Genomic DNA, 21,826 nt, shown 5'->3' on the forward strand with positions numbered 1-21,826 from the left:
GATGCGAGCACGAGCGCCAGATGCTCGTCGTCAGGGATCGACACAATGGGCGATACCGCGGATCTCGCAGTCACCGCCGTTGCGGTCGTGCTCGCGACACCCGAAGCCCGCGCTGCTCCCGCCGAGCGTACCGAGGATCGAGAGCTCGCCGCCGGAGGTGCCCTCTTCACCGACCCAGCACCGTCCCTCGAGCCCGACGTCGGACGTGCGAACGACCTGGATCATGTCGCGCGGCACGGAGGCCAGATGCGCGTCCGTCACCGATCCCCACTCGAGGTTGCACGCCGCGCGCGCCCCCGCGAGCGTGCCCCCGTCAGGGCAGACGATCTCTCCGCGGCATCCCGCGTTGTGGCTCGATCGGGAGCACGCGAACGCGATCTCACGCGCGGGGCGAAGCGTCGGCGTCGACGCGTAGTCGAGATCACCGTCGACGCAGGTGACGTCGACGGGCGACTCGAACGGACGTCCGTAGCCATCCGTCGAGAGCCGGACGCTCTCGCCGTGAGGGACGAACCGCGGCACGTGCGCGTCGCGCACGAAGCAGCCCGATGGCCGCGAGATCGCGCTCGTCACCGTCGTGTTCCCCTCCACGTGGTTCGGGACGTTCGTGACCGGCCACTCGGTGTGGAGCACCTCACCGGGGGATCGGCTGTAGATCTGGTTCTGCATCACGGCATTCCATCGCGTGTAGTCGCGATCGTCGGCGCCGCTCCCGTACGGATAGTCGAGATCCTGATGGCAGAAACGATGTGTGGAGAAGCCGTCGTCGGCGCCGAAGAACACGCCCGGGTACGGACCGCGGTAGCGCTCGTAATAGAAGACGTTGTTGATGATCTCGTTGCGCTGTGAAGGCGTGAATCGAACCATCGAGCGCTCGCCGCAATTGCGATAGAGATAGATGCCACCGCGGTCGAGATTCGAGATCCAATTGGCGATGAAGCGGTTCTCCTCCGACGAGTCGAGCGCGATGACCTCGCGTCGCGTCTCGGTGTCGAACACGCAGTCGCGGATCGTCGCGCCTCTCGACTCCGCATCCATGTAGAGCGCGGTGCTGTTCGAACGGCCGGTGAAGTACGAGCGCACGACCGTCGTGTCCTGCACGCCGATCGAGACGTAGAGCGGAATGCCGCCGAGGCCGACGAACGTGACGTCCTCGAACGTGATGCGACGCGGAGCTGCTTCGCGGACACGCGCGACGTGGCCGAACGGGACGTGCGACGAGCGCGTCGCCTCGTCGGTCCAGCGACCCGTGCCCATCCCTTGGATGCGCACGTTCCCGTGGATCTCGCAGTCGCGGATCGTCACGTCGGTGACGGGATCCCAGATGCCGAGCCCTTCGATCGACGACGAGCCGATGCGCTCCGACACGATCAAGATCGTCGCCGGCGCATGTGCGCTGCCGAGCGCTCCGCCGTGGCAATCGAGCGACGTGCCGCTGCTGGCCGCGCCGGAGAAGACGAGCGTGCGCGTGATCGCCGCCGTCATGAGCGGCGTGAGATCGACGTCGCACTCGACGCGCGCCAGCGAGTCGTCGCCGTCGACCGGCGCGATGATGCGCGTGAGCTCCTCGTCCGTGCACGGCGCCGCCAGCGCAATGGATGGCGCCACCACGATCCACGCCGAGATCACTGCTGGGGCGAACGATCGGAGCATGCGGCGCTCAACCGGAAATCGTCTGTCACGCGGATATCGCGCGTGCAAGAACCGCCCTCGCGCGTCAGAAAGCGCGCCGTGAGCCACGCGATCGTCGGCCCTCTCGTGCTCGCGTCGGTGCTGACGGCGTCGGTCGCAACGGCCCAGACCAGGACCGGAGAGTCGCTCGATCCCGCGATCGAGCGGCGCATCTCCGGCGAGATCGCGGGCGGTGCGTGGCACCCGATCCTGGGCGGCTACACGCTCTTCGGCTCGCTCGCGGCGTTCGCGAGCGGTCGCGTCGGTGTGTGGAGCCGCGACGAGCGCGGCCTCGGCACGATCGAGCTCGAAGGCACGCTGCGCGGGTATTTCGGACGGACCTACGAGCACGTCGGCACGTTCCTGTGCTGCGCGATCGGCGGCTCGACGATGTCGCTGATGTTCGGCTGGAGTGATGGCGCGAGCATCCGCCTGCGCGGCGGGCCGGCGGTCGTGTTGCCCTTCGCGATGCTCAACGGCGACAGCCGCCGCGCCGAGCGCATGACTCACTTCGGCCACGCGATCGTCGGTCTGTGGGATCGCTGGGACGGCTTCGTGCACGGTCCCGGCATGCTCGCTCGCGGCGACGTGGACGCCCGCGCGGGCGCGCTCCTCGCGGGTGGAGATCTCGCGGTCGGCGCGTCGTTGTGGCTGCTCGACGCGAACGAAGAGACACCAGTCGCGGTCGCGTTCTATCAGGTCGGTGCGTACGTCGGCGCCCAGGCGACCGATTGGCTCGCGATCGGCGCGCGCGTCCAGCTCGCCGGATGGAGCGACGGTGGTGGCACGCCGAACGTCGTCAGCCGGCCCGCGGACGCGCAGCTCTCGCTCGTGCCGTTCGTACGATTCCTCGTTCGCCCCGGCTTCGTCGAGGTCCGCGGCACGCTGAACCTCGACGAGCCGGAGGGCCTCGCGACGCGCTCGAAGGTGTGGGGCGTTCGCATCGCCGGCGGGGTCGAGCTGGGGCCCTGATCCCGCGGGCGCGCGTTCTCGCTAGGGCCCGACGTTCGACCACGCCTCGTCGCCGTCGATCAGCTGACCGACCCACGCGCCGAGCGTCGTTCCGTCCTGCGACACGCTGCCGAGGCTGCGCCCCACGAACGTGTGGAAGTCGCCCTCTTGATAGAACGTGCGGAAGTTGTCGTGCGGCCCGAGGATGCGATCGCGCAGATCGATCACGCCCTCTTCGAACATCGCCGCGGACATCGACTGCGGGAAGTTGCAGCGCGGGCTCAGCCCGTACCCGAAGAACGTGCGGAACGTGCGATCGGCGGTGCTCGAGAGGAACCCGAAGCGCCGATCCGGATACTTGAGCGCGAGGTAGGTCCACACGGCCGAGAGCCCGCCGCCGTCGTCCGCGGTGCACGCGGTGCAGTCCGCGGGCACCGCGAGGCCCCAGTAGTCGCGCGCGATCGACTGCAAGCACGGCCGCAGGTACTCGTCGTCGAGCACCGGGCCGGAGTCGTCGAGCATGTGCACCGGCGTGCACCCGAACGCCTGCTGCACCTGATCGAAGTTCGCGAACGCGCCGAGCCCGCCCGCGCTCGCACCGGTGAGCAGCACGAGCTCGCTCTCGCGGAACGTCGGCACGAGTCGACGCAGGTACTCGTGCACGTTGTCGAACCCGACCTGCTCGCGGCCCTCGAAGCCGTCGGGGTTCGTGCCCGCGTGCGCGTCGCCCGTGCAGTACGGCACGTAGACGTAGTTCCAGTCGCGCATCGGGTTCGCTTCGTCGCCGCGGCGGAAGATCCCGTAGTTCGAGATCTGCCCCGACGAGCCCGCGAGATCGTCGCCGTCGAACCCGTTGATCCCGGCGACGCCCGAGCACGTGATCGAGTCGAAGCACGCGCCGCCGCCCTCGAGATAGATCACGAGGCGATCGCTCCCTCCGGGCGCGAGGTTCACGCCGATGCCGGTCGAGCTGCCGTTCATGCAGTGCGCGTCGGGGAACGGCACGAACGTCCACGTGCCCTCCTCGAGCCCGGTGATCGCGTCGCCCTCGTCGTCGAGCCCCCAGGTCTCGCACGCGCCGGGATCCGGCACGACGATCGGGCCCGCGTCGCGGTACGCGCGACCTCCGTCGTCGGCTGGTCCGGTGCCTGCGTCGACGTCTTGCATCGCGGCATCGATCACGTCGGAGGGCGCGTCGTCACCTCCGCATGCGAACAGAGAGAGCGAGAGCGAGCTGAGAACGAGCGAAGCGATCCGGCGCGTCATCGGTCCACCTCCGCGGGCGCTGGGTCGCGTGATCGTATCAGCGCGATCAAGCGTCGCTCGCGTCCCGCGTTGGACCCGCCGTCACTCCACGCTCGGCTCGCGGCCCTCGAGCGCGTCCTTCTCCGCGCTCCATCGGTCGTCGAAGAACGCGCGATCGAGCACGAAGCGCGTCGCCGCGGCGGCGCGCGCCTCGGCCTCGACGTGCGCCTCGCTCGACATCCACTCCGTGAGCTCGGGCGCGAAGGGCCGCACCTGCGCCTCGCCCTTCCAGCGCAGCACGGCGTCGTCGGCGCCGCGCACGCAGCCCCACTCGGTCGCCCAGCTCGCCTGCGCCAGCGAGAGCTTCTCGGTGCCCATCAGCGCCGACTCGAGCGCGCGCAGCCTGCCGCCGTGCGAGGGATCGAAGAAGGGCAGCTCGCGCGCGTAGAGCACGGCGTTGTGGAAGTACTCGGCGACCGTCACGAGCGCGTGCAGGCCGAGGCGCTCGACCATGCGATAGAGCAGCTCGAGCACGCGCTCGCCGATGCCGAGCCCCGGCGCGTCCTGACCCGGGAGGCGCGGTCGGTGCTCGGTGAAGCGCGCGAGCGGATCCTGCAGCAGCAGCCAGTCGACGGTGAGCACGTCGTACGCGGCCTCGAGCTTCGGGAGCCCGGGCACCTCGTGCACGACGAGCCGATCGCGGCGCACGACGAGCTCGATCAATCGATGGCGCTCGAGCGCGGGATCCGCGCTGGTCTCGCCGTCGCTCGGCGGCTCCTGCGCGGGACGCCCGAACACGAGCAGCGTGTGGCGATCGTCGGCGGCGCGCGTCTCGATCTCGAAGTGATCGTACCCGCGGCGACGCATCGCGCCCTCGAGCCCGTAGCGCGAGATCGCGAGGCGGATGCCCTCGTCACCGTAGAAGTCGAGGAAGCGACGCCCGGCGTCCTTGTCGAGGAGATCGCGATGATCGAGCCCGAGCACGTCGTCGAGCGACGATCGCATGAGCTCCACGTGCCCCAGCGAGCGCGCGACCGATCGGAACTGTCGCTCGTATCGCGTCACGCTCCTCCGATTCTAGTCCCCGCGCGTCACTCGACGTACTGGAACACGCGCGAGCTGCACGACGACGGGAACGAGCTGCTCGGGTCCGCGGGGTTCACCGCGGTGCACTCCACGGACTCCGCCCACGGGATGCACTCGTCGAGGATCGGGTGCGCGTCGGTGACGCGCTGCACGCCACCGCAGCCACGCCTCCCGTCGGGGCGCACCACGTCGAACTCGAAGCGGATGTCGCAGCGCTCGAACATCGCGTTGATCGCGTCCACGTACTCCTGACAGATCGACTGCGGCGTGCGCACGCAGCCCGCCTGCGACAGCGCGCACGCGGCGAACAAGACGAACGGCGCGAGTGGGTGGAGACGCTTCATGCCCGCGACGTTGTCCGAGCGCGAGGGCGGGGGCAAGAACGGTGCGTGAGCTGGGGCGGGTCGGTCTTGTGCAGATCCGGTGACCGCCGTACATCTCGCCCGTGCTCGTCCGCGGCCTGCTCGCGCTCGCGACCGCTTGCGCGCTCCTCGCGGGCGCATCGATCGCGCGCGCCCAAGGTGGCGCGGTGGTGCCCGGCGACGTCGGCTCGTCGAGCACACCAGTCCCACCGGTGAACCCTCCGACGCCTCCTCCGCCGCCCGACGTCGACGCGTCGCGCGTCGTCGAGGGCGCGGTCGACGACGCGACGGCGCCCGCCACGAGCGGAGGCGCCACCCTCGATCCCGAGGCGATCGAGCGCGACGACGGCGACGAGGAAGAAGACGCCGAGGGCCCGGACGAAGAGCGCGGCGAGGACGTCGTCGCGACGCTCGGCACCGTCGTCGGCACCGCGCCCGCGGCGCAGCAGGTCGATCTCGAGCCGCGCCATCGCATCGTGTGGCGCGAGGACTGGCCGCGTTACTCGTTCGACGAAGCGGTGCTCTCGCTCGGGCTGGGCGCGCTCCTCGTCGCGGCGGAGCTCCTGCCGACCGCGACCACGAGCGCGAACTGGACGGGTGGGATCCTCTTCGACGATCCGGTCGAGCAGAACCTGCGACTGCAGTCGGCGGAGGCGCGCGAGACCGCGCGCGTCGCGTCCGAGGTGCTGCAGTGGGTGATGATCGCGTCGCCCTTCGTGATCGACGCGCTGGGCGCGGTGGGCATCGTCGACGGCAACTGGGACGCCGCGTTCCAGATGGGCCTCATCGCGCTCGAGTCGTACGTGATCTCGCTCGTCGTCTGGAAGGTCACGGTGCTGCTCGCGCGGCGCGAGCGGCCGGTCGCGACGCGGTGCGCCGACTCGAGCTCGCCGCCCGATCCCGCGTGCGAGGACGGCGACTTCGAGACGACGAGCTTCTTCTCGAACCAGACGATGAACGCCTTCACCGGCGCGTCGCTCATGTGCCTGCACCACACGCACATGCCGCTCTTCGACGACGAAGCGGCGGACGCGTCGGCGTGCGTGGTGGGCATGACCGTCGCGAGCGTGGTCGGGCTGCTCCGCGTGATGAGCAACCAGGAGTACCTGACCGACGTGCTCATGGGCGCGGCCGTCGGGTTCGTGGCGGGCTACATCGTGCCGTGGCTCGTGCACTACCAAGGCGGCGCGCGCCCCGAGCTGCGTCCGCCGGTCGCGCTGATCCCCGCGCCGATGGTCGGCCCCGGAGACACGTACGGCGCGATGGTCGCCGGTTGGTTCTGAGCGATGACGAAGGCGTGGCGCATCGAGGGCGGGTTCGGGCTCGAGCGGCTCGCGCTCGCGACGGAAGACGATCCGACGCCGGGGCCCGGCGAGGTGATCGTGCGGACGCGCGCGGTCTCGCTGAACTATCGCGATTTGTTGGTGGTCAAAGGATCGTACGACCCGCGCCTCGTGCTGCCGCACGTGCCGTGCTCGGACGTGTGCGGCGACGTGATCGCGGTCGGGCCCGGCGCGACGCGCGTGAAGGTCGGCGATCGTGTGATCGGCGCGTTCGCGCAGACGTGGGTCGCCGGCAAAGCCACGCACGCGCGGCTGCGCTCGGCGCTCGGCGGCGCCGTGCGCGGCGTGCTCTCGACCGAGGTGCGGCTGCGCGACGAGGGCGTGGTGCTCGCGCCTCCGCACCTCACCGACGTCGAGGCCGCGGCGCTGCCGTGCGCCGCCGTCACCGCGTGGCACGCGCTGGTCGATCACGGACGCGTCGCGGCCGGCGAGACGGTGCTCGTGCAGGGCACCGGCGGTGTGTCGATCGCCGCGCTGCAGATCGCGAAGCTGTTCGGCGCGCGCGTGATCGCGACGTCGAGCCAGGCGCACAAGCGCGAGCGGCTGCTCGCGATGGGCGCGTCCGACGTGATCGACTACACGAGCGAACGCGAGTGGGGAAAGACCGTGCGCCAGCGGACCGGCGGCGTCGGTGTCGATCACGTCGTCGAAGTGGGCGGCGCGGGCACGATGGCGCAGTCGCTGCGCGCCGTGACCAGCGGTGGCAGCGTGTACGTCATCGGCGTGCTCGCAGGCGGCGCGGAGAACCTGAGCGTGCTGCCCGTGCTGATGAACGAAGTGCGCCTGCAGGGCGTGATGGTCGGGCCGCGCGAGAGCCTCGAGGCGCTCTGCCGTGCGCTGTCCGCGCATCCCGACGTGCGCCCGGTGATCGACCGCACGTTCGACTTCCACGATGCGCCCGCTGCGCTGGCGCATCTCGCCTCGGGTGCGCACTTCGGGAAGGTCTGTCTCGCCGTCTCGTGACGTGCGAGGATGAGCGCGCTTCGTCCTTGCCTTCCGGGATTGCACGTCCGTGTCGGACGTGGAACATCGCGCGCGGTTTTCGATGGCGGCGATCGTCGAGACGTCGAAGGAGACGAAGAAGGGCGGCCGCTGGCTCGCGCTCGACCTGCTGCGCTTCTGCGCCGTCTTCCTGATGGTGCAGGGCCACACGTTCACCGAGCTGCTCGACCCCGCGGTGCGCGCCGAGCGCTGGTACCGGCACCACATGTTCGTGCACGGCTACACGGCGCCGATGTTCCTCTTCGCGTCGGGGCTGGCGTTCGGCTACACGACGTTCCGCACGTGGGACGCGAACCTGCGCCCCGGGCCCGCGCTGTGGAAGCGCTTCCGCCGCTACGGCTGGCTGCTGATCATCGGCTACGCGCTGCACCTGCCCTCGACGTCGCTCCAGGCGCTCACCAGCCTGAGCCCGGAGCGCCTCAACCGATGGCTGCAGGTCGACGTGCTGCAGCACATCGCGATCAGCCTCGCGATCTGTCAGCTGCTCGTGCTCGTGCTGCGCACCCCGCGGCGCTTCGTGATCGCGGTCGGGACGATGTTCACGTTCGTCGTCCTCGCGGCGCCCATCGTGTGGCGCTGGCAGGCGCACGAGGTCCTGCACCCGGGGATCTCGGGGTTCGTGAACAGCTCGTCGGGATCGCTCTTCCCGCTCGTGCCGTGGGCGGGCTTCACGTACGCGGGGATCCTCTGCGCGTACTTCGCCCGCAACGTCGCGCAGCCCGCGCGCGCCCTCGCGTGGCCGTTCGCGATCGTGTCCGCGCTCGTCCTGCTCGTGCCGATCGCGGTCAACCACACGCTCTGGAACCCGTACGGCATCCACGACTTCTGGAAGACGAGCCCGTACTTCTTCTTCTGGCGGCTCGGCAACGTGCTCGCGGTGCTCACGCTCCTCTGCTTCGCCGAGCGCTGGATGGAGCGCGCCGCGGTCGCGCGCGATCCGAGCTCGCTCGCCGGACGCGCGCTGAACCAGGTGCGCGTGGTCGGCCAGGAGTCGCTGATCGTCTACGTCGGCCACCTGCTCGTGCTGCACGGCTCGGTGCTCAACCGCGGCATCCGCGCGTACACCGGCGAGTCGCTCTCGCTCGGCGAGGCGACGTTCGTCGCGCTCGCGCTCTTCGTCTCGATGCTCGTGCTCGCGCGCGTGTGGCACGAGCTGAAGAAGCGCGAGGTGCGCTTCCAGGCGATGCAGCTGGCGGCCGCGAGCGCGTTCGTGTGGATGCTCGTCACCGGCTGACCTACACGCGCGACGAGCGCGACAGCGCCGCGCGCTGGGTACATCCTCCCAGGCGATGGGAGCTCACGGGCGGAGCGCGATCGCGCTCTCCGGACTCGCCGCGATCTACATCGCGACCGGTTGGGTCGGGATGGCCCTCGCGAGCACACCGGGCAACGTCTCGGCGGTGTGGCTGCCCTCGGGGATCGCGCTCGCGGCGGTCCTCGTGCTCGGCGCGCGCGTGGCGCCCGCGATCTTCGCGGGCGGCGCGCTGCTCAACGCGCTCTTCTACGCGCGCGCAGGCGTGCCGAGCGCCGAGCTGATCCTCGCGAGCACCGCGATCGGCGTGGGCTCGACGGTGCAGGCGCTGGTCGGGCGCACGCTCGTGGTGCGCTTCGCGCGCGGCCTCGATGCGCTCCGCTCGCCGAGGAGCGTCGGGCTGCTCGTCGCGTGCGCCGGTCTCGCCTGCATCGTCGCCGCGACGATCGGGACCGCCACCGTGCACGCGATGGGCGCGCAGGGCGCGATCGCGCGCACGTGGCTCACGTGGTGGCTCGGCGACTTCATGGGCGTGACGCTCGTCGTCCCGATCGTGCTCGCGTTCCGCGCGCGGCTCGTGTTCGACGTGTCGCTCGTCGAGCGTGCCGCGTACACGATCGTGCTGCTCGTCGCGATCGAGGTGCTCTTCGCGCCCCTCGGGATCGCGCCCGGGACGCGCGCGCCCTACGTCCTGCTGCCGATCTTCGTCGCGATCGCGTATCGGCTCGGGCCGCGCGACGCCGGCATCGCGACGATGCTCGCGTGGCTCGGCGCGATCGGCGCGCTCGCGCGCGGTCGCCGGCCGCTCGGGGACGTGTCGATGGATCTCGCGCTGCTCGAGATCGACGCGCTCGTCTTCGCCCTCGCGATGCCCGCGCTCGTCCTCGCGAGCGCCGAGTGGGCGCGCCGCCAGAGCGAGCGCGAGCTCGAGGGGATGCGCGACGAGCTCGAGGCGCGAGTCGCCGCGCGCACCGACGAGCTCGAGCGCGCGAACGCGGAGCTCGGCGCCGAGATCGCCGAGCGCCGCCGCACCGAGGCACGGCTCGTCGAGTCCGAGGCGCGCCTCGAGACCGCGATCGAGAGCCTCCCCTTCGACTTCTGGATCCTCGATCGCGACGAGCGCTACGTGCTCGTCAACTCGAGCGCGAAGGCGCACTGGGGCGACGCGACGGGCAAGCGCATCGTCGATCTCGACGTCGAGCCGAGCGTCCTCGCCCACTGGCGCGAGAACAACGCACGCGCGCTCGCGGGCGAGGTCGTGGTGCGGCCCGTCGAGCACGTGCATGGCGGCGTGGCGCGCCGCTACGAAGGGATCTCCGCGCCGATCCGCGTCGGCGATCGCGTCGTCGGGATCCTCGGCGCGAACGTCGACGTGACCGAGCGCGTGCGGCTCACCGAGCAGCTCGTGCGCGCGCAGAAGGTGGAGACCGTCGGTCGCCTCGCGGGTGGGGTCGCGCACGACTTCAACAACCTGCTCACGATCATCGGCAACGCGTCGGAAGCGCTCGCGCGTCGCGCGCCCGCGGGCTCGGTCGACGCCGAGCTCACGACGAGCATCATCGAGGCGACGCGCCAGGCCGCGGACCTCACGCGGCGCCTCTTGCTCTTCGCGGGGCGACACCCGGCCGACGAGCGCGTCGCGCCGCTCGACGATCTCCTCTCGACGTCGCTCGGCCTGCTGCGCCCGCTCTTCGCGGCGAACGTCGCGGTCCGCTTCGAGCACGGCGCCACGATCGCGGTGCGCTTCGATCCCACGCGCCTCGGGCAGATCCTCGTGAACCTCGCGATGAACGCGCGCGACGCGATGCCGGACGGCGGCGCGTTCACGGTGCGCACCTACGACTGCGACGTCGGCGAGGCGTGCTCCGAGCCGTGGATCGACGCGCCGCCGGCGCCCGGCCGCTACGCGATGCTCGAGGTGAGCGACACCGGCGCGGGCATGAGCGACGACGTGCGGCGCAACGCGTTCGAGCCGTTCTACACGACGAAGGGCGCCGCGCGCGGCAGCGGGCTCGGCCTCGCGAGCGTGCACGGGATCGTGCGCCAAGCGGGCGGCGCGATCGCCCTCGAGAGCGCGCCGGGACGCGGCACGACCTTCCGCATCGCGCTGCCTCCCGCGAGCGCGACCACCGCGCGCTCGACGGGGCGCTTCGCACCGGCGATCCGCTCGACGCGCGCGCACGCGGTCCACAGCACCGTGCTGCTCGTCGAGGACGACCCCGGCGTGCGCCGCACGATCGCCCGGCTCCTCGCAGATCAGGGGCATCGTGTGCTCGGAGCACACGACGTGGCGAGCGCGCGCGACATCGCATCGCGCGAGGCGTTCGACGTGCTGATCAGCGACGTCGTGATGCCCGGCGAGAGCGGTCCGACGCTGGCGCGCGAGCTCCGCGCGGCGCGCCCCGATCTGCCGGTGCTCTTCGTCTCGGCGTATGCCGCGAAGGACACCGAGGGCGTGGAGGCGCCGCTGCTCGCGAAGCCGTTCACCGCGGACGCGCTCGGGCGCGCCGTCGCGTCGGTGCTCTCGACGCTGTCGGGAAATCCCCCGTGCCCCGAGGAGCGCGGGTCGTGAGAGGATCGAAACGGGCGCGCACGTGCGAGCGCGCCGGGAGCATGGTCGGATGCGCAGCGTTGGCTTCACTGGATCCTTTTGCTTCACGGTCGCGGTGCTCGCCGCGACGCTCGCGGGCTGCGATTGCTCGGGGAACATCACCGGCGGTCAGGCGTGCACCGGCGCCGGCGCGCCCGAGGGATGCGGGCGTCCCTGCAGCGCGAGCTCGCCGTGCGGCCCCGGTCTCTACTGCGGCGACGACGGCGAGTGCACCGCCGACTGCTCGTCGACCATCACGTGCGGCGCGGGCCGCGTGTGCTCGGGCGATGGCCACTGCGTCGAGAGCGGCCTCGACGGCGCGGTGGGCGACGCGCAGCGCCCCGACGCGCTGCCCGCCGATCGCACGTGCGCGTCGGTGACGGTCGACGCGACGCGCAGCACCCCGAACGTGCTCCTGGTGATCGATCGCTCGGGCTCGATGAACGAGGACTTCGACGACGGCGACTCGCGCTGGGACGTGCTCGAGAGCGCGCTGCTCGACACGCCGGACGGAGTGATCTCGCCGCTCCAGGCGTCGGTGCGCTTCGGGTTCGCGATGTACGACGAGTCGGGCTCGCCCTCGGGCTGTCCCGACCTGATCACGGTGCCGACCGCGCTCGACAACTACGACGCGATCGAGACGGAGTACCGGATGCGCAACCCGGCCGGCGGCACGCCGACGGGCGACTCGATCCAGGCGATCCTCGGGCGGCTCGACTCGCTGATCGACGCGCCCGATCAGCCGACGGTGTTCGTGCTCGCGACCGACGGCGAGCCCGACACCTGCGAGGACGGCGACGACGAGGTGAACGGTCGCCGCGAGTCGCTCGAGGCGGTGCAGGCCGCGTACGCGCGCGACATCCGCACGTTCGTCATCAGCGTCGGCGACGACGTGGGCGCGGATCACCTGCAGCAGATCGCGAACGCGGGCATCGGCAACGCGCCCGACGAGGACATGCCCGCCGCGCCGTTCTGGGTGGCGACCGACACCGCGGGCCTGCGCACCGCGCTCGAGACGATCGTCGGCAGCGTCGTGAGCTGCGAGCTGACGCTCGAGGGCGAGATCGATCCGACGCGCGCGTGTGACGGCGAGGTGCGGCTCGGCGGCGACCCGCTGACGTGCGGGACCGACTGGGAAGCGGTCGACGCGGACACGATCCGCCTGTTGGGCGCGGCGTGTGATCGGCTGCAGCGCGGCGGTGAGGCGCTGACGGCGACGTTCCCGTGTGGGGTGATCATCATCTGAGGCGCGCGCGAGGAGCTGCCGAGCACGCGCAGGTGGCACGTGGACGAGCACGCGGGACGAGCACGTGCACGTGCACGGGTCTCTCGCGGTGCTCGGTGGCACGAGTCGGCGGGCCCCGCGCGGACGCGCTCGACGGACCTCGGGTCAGCGCTCTGCTGAGCGAGACTCTGCGATCGCCCGAGGTCGAGCCTGCGATCGACTGAGGTCGAGCCTGCGATCGACTGACCCCCTGGTGTGCGATCGACTGACCCCCTGGTATGCGATCGACTGAGCTCGACTCAGCCGAGCGGATACCCGGGGGTCAGCACCCGACTAACCCCGTTTGGCGACATCACGAAGCACGCGAAACCACTCTGGATTCTGCGAACGACCCCGCTCGATCCGGGTTCGATGCGCGCGTTCGACGCGTCGCCGCGCATCGATCACCACCGCGCCGCCGCACGCGACCGTGCTCGTGCACGTGCGCGTCCCGCGTGCCTCGTCCTCGTGCCACCTGCGCGTGCTCGGCCGTCGTCTCTCGAGCGGCCGTTCTCGCTTCACGCCGCGAGCGCGTCCTCCGCGAACACGCTCGCGAGCCCCATGATCGTGTGCTGCGGGTTCACCCCGAGGTTGCTCGGGATCACCGACGCATCCGCGACCATCAAGCCCTGATAGCCGTGCACGCGCCCGCTGCCGTCGACCACCGCGCTCGCCGGATCGCGACCCATGATCGCGCCGCCGAACAAGTGGCTGAGGATCGCGATGTACTTCTTCGGATCGAGCGGCGCGTCGTCGAGCAGTCCGACCTGATCCGCCGTCAGCTTGTACGGCATGCCCTGGATGCCCGGGATGATCGCCTTCGCGCCCGCCGCGAAGTGCTGCTTCGCGAGCAGGATCATGCCCTGCCGGAAGCGCTCCATGTCCGCGCGATCGAGGCCGTACTTCACCATCGGCTTGTCGCTGAACGGCGCGGGACGCACGGTGCCCACCGACTCCGCGCGCACCGCGTGGCACCACATCGCGATGTGCCGGTACTCGGCGAGCCGCTTCATCAGCTCGACGCCCGCGCCGGTCAGACGCGACGCGACGAGCTCGGGCGGGATCGCCAGCGTCTCGAGCTTCAGGCCCGGCTCCTTGCGGAACTGCGTCGACGCCCAGCCCTGCGTCGCACCGACGTTCATGTCGACGGGCTCGTCGTAACAGCCGAACACGCCCGTGCCCGGGTGCGCGCGGAACTGCTCTCCGATCATCTTGCTCTTCACGCCCGAGCGCGCGAGCAGCACCGGCGTGTGCGTGACCGACGCCGCGACGAACACGCCCTTGCGCGCGCGCACGAAGAACACCGCGCCCTTCGCGCGCGTCTGCGGATGCACGAAGTGACCGCGCACGCCGATCGCGCGCGTGCCCTCGAGCACGACGCGCGAGACCGGCGCGCACGAGAGCACCGTGCCGCCGCGCGCGATCGTCTCGGGGACGTAGTTGAGGTTCGTGCTCTGCTTGCGCAGCTTGCGACAGCCCTGGAGGCACTGGCCCGTGCCCTCGCAGCCCTTCACGTAGCGGCGCATGTAGTGCGAGTCCCAGCCGAGCCCCTCCGCGCCCTTCATCGCGAGCAGGTTCGACCGACCACGCGCCGCAGGCGGGACCTCCTCGACGCTCAGCTCGCGCTCGATGCGCTCCTGGTGCGCGAGCACGCGATCACGCAGACCGCCGATGCCGCGCTCCTTCTCCCACTGCGCGAAAATGTCGTCGGGCGTGCGCACGCAGATCGCGCTGTTGATGACGGTCGTGCCGCCCATCGTGCGCGCCTGCACCACGGGCCAGAACGCGCGGCCCACCGCGACGGTCGAGCCCCAGTCGTCCATCAGGTCGCGCATCGAGCCGTACGCGCTGTACGGGTAGTGCTCGCCGTCGCGCCACGCGCCGGCCTCGACGATCGCGACCTCCGCGCCGCCGCGCGCGAGCGTGACCGCCGCCGCCGCGCCGCCTGCGCCCGAGCCGACGACGACGTAGTCGACCTCGACCTCGATCGTGCCCTTGCTGCGCTCTTCGAACGCGATGTGACGCGCGCCGCTCATGCCGACCTCTGCTGCATCTCGTCGCGCGACGTCGTCAGCGCGCTCGGCGGGACGTCGCCGCTCGTGCGGAACGTGCCGGGATCCGCGGGCTGCACCGGCAGCGCGAAGCGCTTCCGCACCTCCGGGTGCCCGCCCCAGCAGAGGCCCGCCGCGAGCTTGAGCAGGAAGACCGCCTGGCGGATCAGATAGAGGTTCGTCGTCGTGATCCGATAGGCGTGCTTGTCGCGCAGCCCCGCGGGCAGGAGGAACGCGGGCAGCGGCAAGAACACCGTGAGGATCGGCGTCCAGTGGAAGACCACCGCGCCCGCGACGACGCCGAGCCACATCAAGAACGTGGTCTCGCGGCGGAAGCGACGGAGGAACTCGTCGATGTCGCAGTCCTCGGCGCCGGGGAGCGCCTCGGTCCGCGGGTACATCGCGATGATCGCGGAGCGCACGAGCCAGGTCACGTCGCACCTCTCGTTCGGCGCGCCTTTATACGCGTGTTCGCGGCGCGTAGCGAGAGGCGATTGCGACGACAACCATCGCGCGAGCCTCGACGGAGCATCGCGCCGGGCCCGGCGCTCCTCTATCATCCCGGCGATGACCGACGGGAGCCCGCGCGTCGGCGAGGTCGTCGAGAAGTACGAGATCGAAGGCGTCCTCGGTCGAGGCGGCATGGGCGCCGTCTATCGCGCGCGGCACACGCTGACCGGGCGCGCGGTCGCGCTGAAGTGGATGATCCCCGACCCCGACGCCGATGCGGCGTCGGTGCAGCGCTTCCTGCGCGAGGCGCGCGCGATGGGGCGCATCGATCACCCCAACGTCGTCGGCGTGCTCGACGTCGGCGTGAGCTCTTCTTCCGACGCAGACCAGCGCTCCGCGTTCCTCGTGATGGAGCTGCTGCGCGGCGCGTCGCTCCGCGCGTACGTCGAGCGCGAGACGAAGCTCGCGCCGAGCGAAGCGGTCGCGCTGCTCCTGCCGGCGCTCGAGGGTGTCGCGGCGGCGCATCGCGCGGGCGTGGTGCACCGCGACCTGAAGCCCGAGAACCTCTTCGTCGTGCAGAGCGAGGACGGGCGCGCGATCACGACGAAGGTGCTCGACTTCGGGATCTCGAAGCTGCACGAGCACGCCCACGCGAGCGCGCCGCAGCCCTCGATCACCCAGACCGGCACGACGATGGGCACGCCGAGCTACATGTCGCCGGAGCAGGTGCGCGGCGCGCGCGACGTCGACGCGCGCACCGATGTGTGGGCGCTCGGCGCGATCCTCTACGAGATGGTCACCGGGCGCGTGCCCTTCCGCGCCGAGACGTACGGCGCGCTGATGGTCGCGATCGTGATGGACCCGCTGGTGCCCGCGGACGTGATCGCGCCCGATCTGCCGCGCGAGCTGGCGCGGGTGATCGATCGCGCGCTCGAGAAGGATCCCGAGCAGCGCATCGCGAGCGTCGAGGCGCTGCGCGACGCGATCGCGCCGTTCGCGGGAGAGCTCGCGGGCGCGAAGGTGGCGAGCTCGGCGGAGATCGGGATCAAGCCGACGACGCCGGCACCGAAGGCGCTCGCTCCGCGCGCGAGCGTCACGCCGACGCGACCGGCGCGGCCCGACTCGGCGCGACCGCCCGAAGGCGCGGCCGAGATCCAGCTCGACAGCGCCGCCATGCGCGCGCCCGCCGCGAACGCGTCGGTGCCGCTCTCGGTGCCCGATCTCCCGGTGCGCGCGCGAGGGCGGAGCACGTCGCGCGCGATGGTCGTGGGGCTCGCGATCGCGATCGTGGTGCCGCTCGCGGCGGTGGTGCTGCACGCGATGACGCGAACGAGCGCGCCGACCGAGAGCCCGACCCGCGCCGCGGCGACCACGCCCGCGCCGATCGCGCCGGCACCGCCCGCGCCGAGCATCGAGACCGCCGCGCCCGACGCAGGCATCGCGGCGCTCGAGCCGCAGGCGGTCGAGCCCGCGCCGGCGAGCGATCCGATCGCGGTCGAGCCGGAGCCGCCCGTGCGCCCCACGCGACATCGCGGAGGTCACGCGACGCGCAGCACCACCGCGCGCCCCGAGCCTCCTGCCGCCACGACGACCACGCCGCCGACACCGCCGCGCTCGACGTCGGGGCGCACCGGCTCGCTCTCGAGGGACGAATTCTGACATGACGCACGCGCTCCGCGTCGCCGCCGCATTGATCACAGCCGTCGCTCTCTCGTCGCAGGTCGCGCACGCGCAGGACGCGACGACCACCGAGCCGCCGGAGCCGACGTCGTACGCGACGTTGATCGAAGCGGCGGTCGCGGAGTTCGGCGCAGGGCGGTTCGCCGAGGCGCGCGCGCTCTTCCGCAGCGCGCACGACGTGTACCCGAACGCGCGAACGCTGCGCGGCATCGGCATGTCGAGCTTCGAGCTCCGCGACTATCCCGCGGCGGTGCGCGCGCTGAGCGCGTCGCTCGAGGAGACGCGTCGTGCGCTCACCGACGAGCAGCGCGCGCAGGTGAACGATCTGCTGCTGCGGGCGCGCGCGTTCGTCGGGCGCTTCGTGGTGCCGATCGCGCCCGCGGGGTCGCGCTTGTACCTCGACGGCACGGGCGTCGAGGTCGCGGGCGAGTGGCCCGAGCAGGAAGGCGAGCTGCTCGTCGGCGTCGGCGATCACGAGGTCACGATCCGCGCGCCCGAGGGTCGCACCGCGCGCGCACGGCTCGTGGTGCGTGGCCGCGAGGACGAGCCGCTCGACATCGACACGAGCCCGCTCGCGCCGCCGCGCGAAGAGCCGCCGCGCGTCGAGCCCGAGCCCGCGCCGCTGGTCCCGCCGCCGGCGTACGAGCCGCCGCGCGAAGAAGGCAGCGACCCCGCGCCGTGGATCGTCGCGGGCGTGGGTGGCGCGGCGATCGTGACCGGCGCGATCCTGCTCGGCGTCGGGCTGCACGACATCTCGAGCGTCGAGAACGCGCGCATGCACACCGAGTGGAGCGCGATCAGCGACGCGAACGATCGCGCGCCGGTGCTGACCGGCGTCGGGATCGCGCTGATCGGGATCGGCACCGCGGGCGCGGTGGCCGGGATCGTGTGGGGCGCGCTCGGGGACGGCACGCGCGGGCGGGAGCGCCAGCGCGTCGAGCTGCGCGTCGGACCGACGAGCCTCGCGGTCGGAGGAAGCTTCTGATGAACGTGTCGCGCCGACTGCTCGCGGCGATCGTGCTGTCGATCGCGGGGTGCTCTCCCGACCTCCAGGGAAGCGGCTTCTATCAGTGCACCGACCGGCGCTGCCCCGACGAGCTCCCGCACTGCTGGTCGGAGGAGCCGGGCGATCCACCGCACTGCCACGACCGGCCCGAGCCTCCGCGCGACGGCGGCATGGACGCGCAGATGCCGATGACGGACGCGCAGGTGCCCGACGCGCAGACGCCGGTCGACGCGTTCGTGCCGCCCGACGCGCCGCCGCCGCGCTTCGACTACCGCGCCTGCGACGACGCGCGCCCGTGCATGGGCGGCGATCTCTGCGTGCGCAACGGCCCCGGGACCAGCGGCTACTGCGCGCCGCCCTGCACCGCGGGTCGCTGTCCGTCGTCGATGAGCGGCATGCCCGGATACTGCGGAGGCTCGCACTGTCGCGTCGGCTGCGGGACCGACGGGGACTGCCCGACCGGCGTCGAGTGCCTCGCGGGTCGCTGGGGCGGCGTCACCGCGAACGCGTGCGTCGAGACCGGCCTCGCGACGGGCGCCGATCAGTACACGCGCTGCGCGACGAACGCCGACTGCGACGCGCCCTTCGCGTGCATCAACCAAGTGTGCACGCGACCGTGCTCCGGCAGCGCGACGTGCCTCGACGGCGAGGCCTGCCAGAACCTCCCGCCGCCGATGATGAGCACGACGACGTGCCTCCAGGTGTGCAACCCCGGCACGTGCCCCGCGGACACCACGTGCAACGAGGCGGGCATGGGCACCGGGCTCTACCGCTGCATCCCGATGGGCTGGCCGCGCCCCTGAGCCATCCACGGAACGGATGACGAGCGGCTCGCGTCATCCGCGTGGTGAATGACGCCGAAACACGACCGCCGCACCGAGCTGGGCTCGATGCGGCGGTCTTCTCGTCGGTGTCGTCGTCGAGCGGCTACATCGCGCCGCAGCGCGCCTGGAACGCCTCGAACGACTCGTCGGGCCGCGGGAGATCGCAGTCGGGCGGGGTCGCGCCTTCGGCCGGCGCCGCGCCCTCGCCTTCCGCCGGCGCGGCTGCGCCTTCCGCCGCGTTGCAGCGCGCCTCGAACTCCTCGAACGACTCGTTCTCGCGCGGCAGATCGCAGTCCGCCTGCTCGGCCGGCGCGCCCTCGCCGCCTGCGCCCGCGCCCGAGCAGCGCGCGTCGAAATCTTCGAACGACTCGCCCTCGCGCGGGACCTCGCAGTCCTCTCCGCCGCCCGCCGGCGCTTCGCCGCCCGCAGGCTCGCCGCCGCCGCCGCCGTCGTCGGTCGTCGGCGCGACCTCGGGCGTCGCCGGGTGCATCTCGGCTTCCTCGCCGAGCATCGCGAGCGAGAGCGACGGCACGTACGTCGTGATCATCAGCGCCGCCGCGAACACGCCGATGAAGGGCAGCACGACCGGATAGAGATCCGGCACCGGACGCCCGAACCGGAAGCCCGCGATGAACAGGTTCAGGCCCATCGGCGGCATCAGGTAGCCGATCTCGAGATTGATCAGGAACACGATGCCGAGGTGGTACGGGTTGATCCCGAAGTGCATCGCGATGCCCATGATCAACGGCACGATCACGACGATCGCCGAGAAGATGTCCATCAGCATGCCGACGATCAGCAGGAACACGTTCAGCGCGATCAGGAACGTGAGCGGCGAGTCGATCAGACCGCCCGCGCTCTGGCCCTGACGCGCGAGCGCGTCGACCGCCTCGCGGCACTGGAACATCACGTCGCTGTGCTCGGCGAGGTACGCCTGCGCCGGCTCACCGCACGTCAGCGCCTCGAAGAGCGCGTCCGCGGTCTGCGCCTGCACGAAGTAGAACGTCAGGACCGTCGCCGCGCAGAGCTTCACGAAGATGGCGCCGACGAGCACCATCGAGTCCGGGATGATCCGCGGGATGTCCTTGCCGAGCGAGAGGTCCTTGTAGACGAAGACCTCGATGACGAAGACGTAGAACGCGGTGAACGCCGCCGCGCCGAGCGGGCCCGCCGCGACCAGGCCGACGATCACGACGATCGGCAGCGCGAGCTCCCACTTCGCCTCCCAGAGGGCGGCGCCCGCTTCCTTCGCGTCGAAGCTCGAGCGCGGCACCTTGCGGATGACGCCGACCACCATCGAGTAGGCCATCATCAGGACCAGCACGAGCACGCCCGGGAGGATGCCCGCGAGGATCATCTTGTTGAGCTGGACGCGCTCGACGCCCGGCGGCATCTCCTGCAGGCCCGCGACGATGCCGTAGACGAGCAGCGGCAAGCACGGGAAGAACGTGATGCCGAGCGCGCCGCCGCTCGTCACGAGACCGAGCGAGAACTTCTCGGGGTAGCGGTCCTTGAGCAGCGCGGGGAAGAGCAGGCCGCCGATCGCGACGATCGTGATGCCGCTCGCGCCGCTGAACACGGTGAAGCCCGCGCTCGCGAGCACGCACACCACCGCGAGGCCGCCGGGCAGCGAGCCGAGGAGCGCGCGCGCCACGCGCACGAGGCGCTGCGGCGTCTTGCTCTCGCTCATCAGGTAGCCGGCGACAGTGAAGATCGGGATCGTCGGCAGGACGCTCATGCGCGCGAAGTGGTTGCCGAGCACGTCCTCGACGGCGTTCGCGAGCGGCGTGACCGGCACGGTCTCCGAGCCGTGGAGCCAGAGGAAGAGCGCGAGGCCGCCGAGGAACGTGAAGAGCGGCGCGCCCATCAGCGCGACCACCGCGAAGAACGCGACACCCATCGTGATCGAGACGTTCTCGATGTTGAGGATGCCGAAGTACGACAGGGCGAGCGTCGCGAGCACGCCCGCGGCCGCGACCAGCGGCGGCACCGGACCGTCGATCGTCGCGTACTCCTCGGGCAGCGGCGCGGTCGCCTTCGCCGAGCCGGTCTTGCGCACCCGCAGCGCGAGCGGGATGCCGAGCATCGCGGCCGACGCGAGCGATCCGAGGAGCACGGGCACGAACGTCGAGGTGCCGAGCGAGAGCACGATCGGGACGAGGAGGATCGCGATCGCGATCCCGATCTCGATCGGGCCCGCCTGCGCGATCGGCGACACGCGCAGCGGATCGCCCGCTTCACTCGGCGTTCCGTCGGGCTCTTCGTGGGGGACGCTCTCGTCCGCCGCGGGCGCGGGCGGCACCGGCTGGCTCGGCGCGACCTTGCCGCTCGCCGCCGCGAGGAGCTCGTGGAAGCCGTGCAGCAGCAGGCGGATCGCGATGAGCGCGAAGCCCGCCGGGATCATGAACTGGAACTCGTAGCTGCGGTCGACCGCCGCATCGAGGATGCCGCTCGACGCGAAGCTGCGGACCTGCTCGTCGGTCGTGTGGGCCTGCTCGACGAGCGACTCGTACACGCCGAGCCCGAGGCCGAACGCGACGACCGCACCGAACGTGCTCGCGATCGCGACGACCACGCGGCGCGCGCGATCGGGCAGCAGTCGACCGAGCGCGTCGATCGCGAGGTGCTTGCGCCCGCGCGTCGCGAAGCTCGCGCCGAGGAACGCGGCCCACACCGTGCCGTGCATCAGCACGTCGCCCGCGGCGCGGAGGATCGGGTGCTGGATCCCGAAGATGCTACCGATGGCGCTCGCGACGCCGAGCGTGACCATCACGAGGACGATCACGACCGATAGCGAGCTCTCGGCGAGCAGGATGCCGCGATCGATGAGGTCGAGCGGCTTGAGGAACGGAGCGGGCTTCGCGGAAGGGGCGGCACCGGCCATCGCGGGGGGGATCCTCTCGGTCGCAGAGCAGGTAGGACGCGCACTCCGGGCCGTGGGCAGCCCCGAGGGCGGGGCGAATCTACCGGGATCCCCTCGGTCAGGGAAGCGTGATGAAACGCAGAAGTTGCAGTTCGTTCATGTCCCCGTATCAGGACGCGCCTGCCC

The 21,826-nt window shown here is 71.5% G+C and carries 16 protein-coding genes; 9 read left to right on the top strand and 7 right to left on the bottom strand.

All coding sequences use genetic code 11. The annotated features are described in order from the left end of the window. Positions 1-30: 30 nt before the first annotated feature. A complete protein-coding gene (locus DB32_RS34530; RefSeq protein WP_169791654.1) occupies positions 31-1,608 on the bottom strand; it encodes a right-handed parallel beta-helix repeat-containing protein in 1,578 nt (525 codons plus the stop codon). Positions 1,609-1,731: 123 nt separating this feature from the next. Between DB32_RS34530 and DB32_RS34535 the strand changes: the two genes are divergently transcribed. Next, a complete protein-coding gene (locus DB32_RS34535; RefSeq protein WP_053236923.1) occupies positions 1,732-2,643 on the top strand; it encodes a hypothetical protein in 912 nt (303 codons plus the stop codon). Positions 2,644-2,664: 21 nt separating this feature from the next. Here DB32_RS34535 and DB32_RS34540 read toward each other — a convergent pair whose 3' ends face one another. The 3 genes from DB32_RS34540 to DB32_RS34550 all read right to left on the bottom strand — a co-directional run bounded on the left by DB32_RS34540 (position 2,665) and on the right by DB32_RS34550 (position 5,297). After that, the gene (locus DB32_RS34540) at positions 2,665-3,888 is read right to left on the bottom strand and encodes a pectin acetylesterase-family hydrolase (protein WP_053236924.1); all 1,224 of its coding nucleotides are present in this window, start codon (positions 3,886-3,888) and stop codon (positions 2,665-2,667) included. Positions 3,889-3,969: 81 nt separating this feature from the next. Continuing rightward, positions 3,970-4,932 (bottom strand): hypothetical protein, encoded by a 963-nt coding sequence (locus DB32_RS34545; RefSeq protein ID WP_053236925.1) that lies wholly within the window; start codon positions 4,930-4,932, stop codon positions 3,970-3,972. A gap of 26 nt (positions 4,933-4,958) precedes the next feature. Beyond that, a complete protein-coding gene (locus DB32_RS34550) occupies positions 4,959-5,297 on the bottom strand; it encodes a hypothetical protein (protein ID WP_053236926.1) in 339 nt (112 codons plus the stop codon). 101 nt (positions 5,298-5,398) lie between these two features. Here DB32_RS34550 and DB32_RS49215 point away from each other — a divergent pair, with 101 nt between their 5' ends. From DB32_RS49215 to DB32_RS34575, 5 genes are all read left to right on the top strand, one after another. Next, positions 5,399-6,598: a phosphatase PAP2 family protein gene (locus tag DB32_RS49215; RefSeq protein ID WP_053236927.1), complete on the top strand. Its 1,200-nt coding sequence runs from the start codon at positions 5,399-5,401 to the stop codon at positions 6,596-6,598. 3 nt (positions 6,599-6,601) lie between these two features. Beyond that, positions 6,602-7,621: a zinc-dependent alcohol dehydrogenase family protein gene (locus DB32_RS34560; RefSeq protein ID WP_053236928.1), complete on the top strand. Its 1,020-nt coding sequence runs from the start codon at positions 6,602-6,604 to the stop codon at positions 7,619-7,621. An 82-nt stretch (positions 7,622-7,703) separates the two neighbouring features. Next, positions 7,704-8,894 carry a heparan-alpha-glucosaminide N-acetyltransferase domain-containing protein gene (locus tag DB32_RS34565; RefSeq protein ID WP_053236929.1) on the top strand — a complete coding sequence of 397 codons (1,191 nt, stop codon included), beginning with the start codon at positions 7,704-7,706 and terminating at the stop codon, positions 8,892-8,894. Between the two features lie 55 nt (positions 8,895-8,949). Continuing rightward, positions 8,950-11,484 carry a hybrid sensor histidine kinase/response regulator gene (locus DB32_RS34570; RefSeq protein WP_053236930.1) on the top strand — a complete coding sequence of 845 codons (2,535 nt, stop codon included), beginning with the start codon at positions 8,950-8,952 and terminating at the stop codon, positions 11,482-11,484. 49 nt (positions 11,485-11,533) lie between these two features. Beyond that, a complete protein-coding gene (locus DB32_RS34575; protein ID WP_169791655.1) occupies positions 11,534-12,748 on the top strand; it encodes a vWA domain-containing protein in 1,215 nt (404 codons plus the stop codon). Between the two features lie 536 nt (positions 12,749-13,284). Here the strand turns inward: DB32_RS34575 and DB32_RS34580 are convergent. Both DB32_RS34580 and DB32_RS34585 read right to left on the bottom strand, forming a co-directional pair. After that, the gene (locus tag DB32_RS34580) at positions 13,285-14,802 is read right to left on the bottom strand and encodes a GMC family oxidoreductase (RefSeq protein ID WP_053236932.1); all 1,518 of its coding nucleotides are present in this window, start codon (positions 14,800-14,802) and stop codon (positions 13,285-13,287) included. Then, positions 14,799-15,251, bottom strand: a complete 453-nt coding sequence (locus DB32_RS34585; protein WP_053236933.1) for a hypothetical protein — start codon at positions 15,249-15,251, stop codon at positions 14,799-14,801. Before DB32_RS34585 ends, DB32_RS34580 begins: the two co-directional genes overlap by 4 nt. Positions 15,252-15,384: 133 nt before the next feature. Here DB32_RS34585 and DB32_RS34590 point away from each other — a divergent pair, with 133 nt between their 5' ends. The 3 genes from DB32_RS34590 to DB32_RS34600 are packed head-to-tail and all read left to right on the top strand — an operon-like array spanning position 15,385 to position 18,756. Beyond that, complete coding sequence (locus tag DB32_RS34590) at positions 15,385-16,926, top strand: serine/threonine-protein kinase (RefSeq protein ID WP_053236934.1); 1,542 nt, start codon at positions 15,385-15,387, stop codon at positions 16,924-16,926. A gap of 1 nt (position 16,927) precedes the next feature. Further along, entirely contained in the window at positions 16,928-17,932 is a 1,005-nt protein-coding gene (locus DB32_RS34595; protein ID WP_053236935.1) for a tetratricopeptide repeat protein, read from the top strand. Beyond that, positions 17,932-18,756 carry a hypothetical protein gene (locus DB32_RS34600; RefSeq protein ID WP_053236936.1) on the top strand — a complete coding sequence of 275 codons (825 nt, stop codon included), beginning with the start codon at positions 17,932-17,934 and terminating at the stop codon, positions 18,754-18,756. Before DB32_RS34595 ends, DB32_RS34600 begins: the two co-directional genes overlap by 1 nt. Before the next feature lie 124 nt (positions 18,757-18,880). On the opposite strand, the gene DB32_RS34605 is transcribed toward DB32_RS34600, so the two are convergent. Beyond that, a complete protein-coding gene (locus DB32_RS34605) occupies positions 18,881-21,661 on the bottom strand; it encodes a TRAP transporter large permease (RefSeq protein ID WP_053236937.1) in 2,781 nt (926 codons plus the stop codon). Positions 21,662-21,826 lie beyond the last annotated feature (165 nt).

The sequence above is a fragment of the Sandaracinus amylolyticus genome (assembly GCF_000737325.1).
Classification (GTDB): domain Bacteria; phylum Myxococcota_A; class Polyangia; order Polyangiales; family Sandaracinaceae; genus Sandaracinus; species Sandaracinus amylolyticus.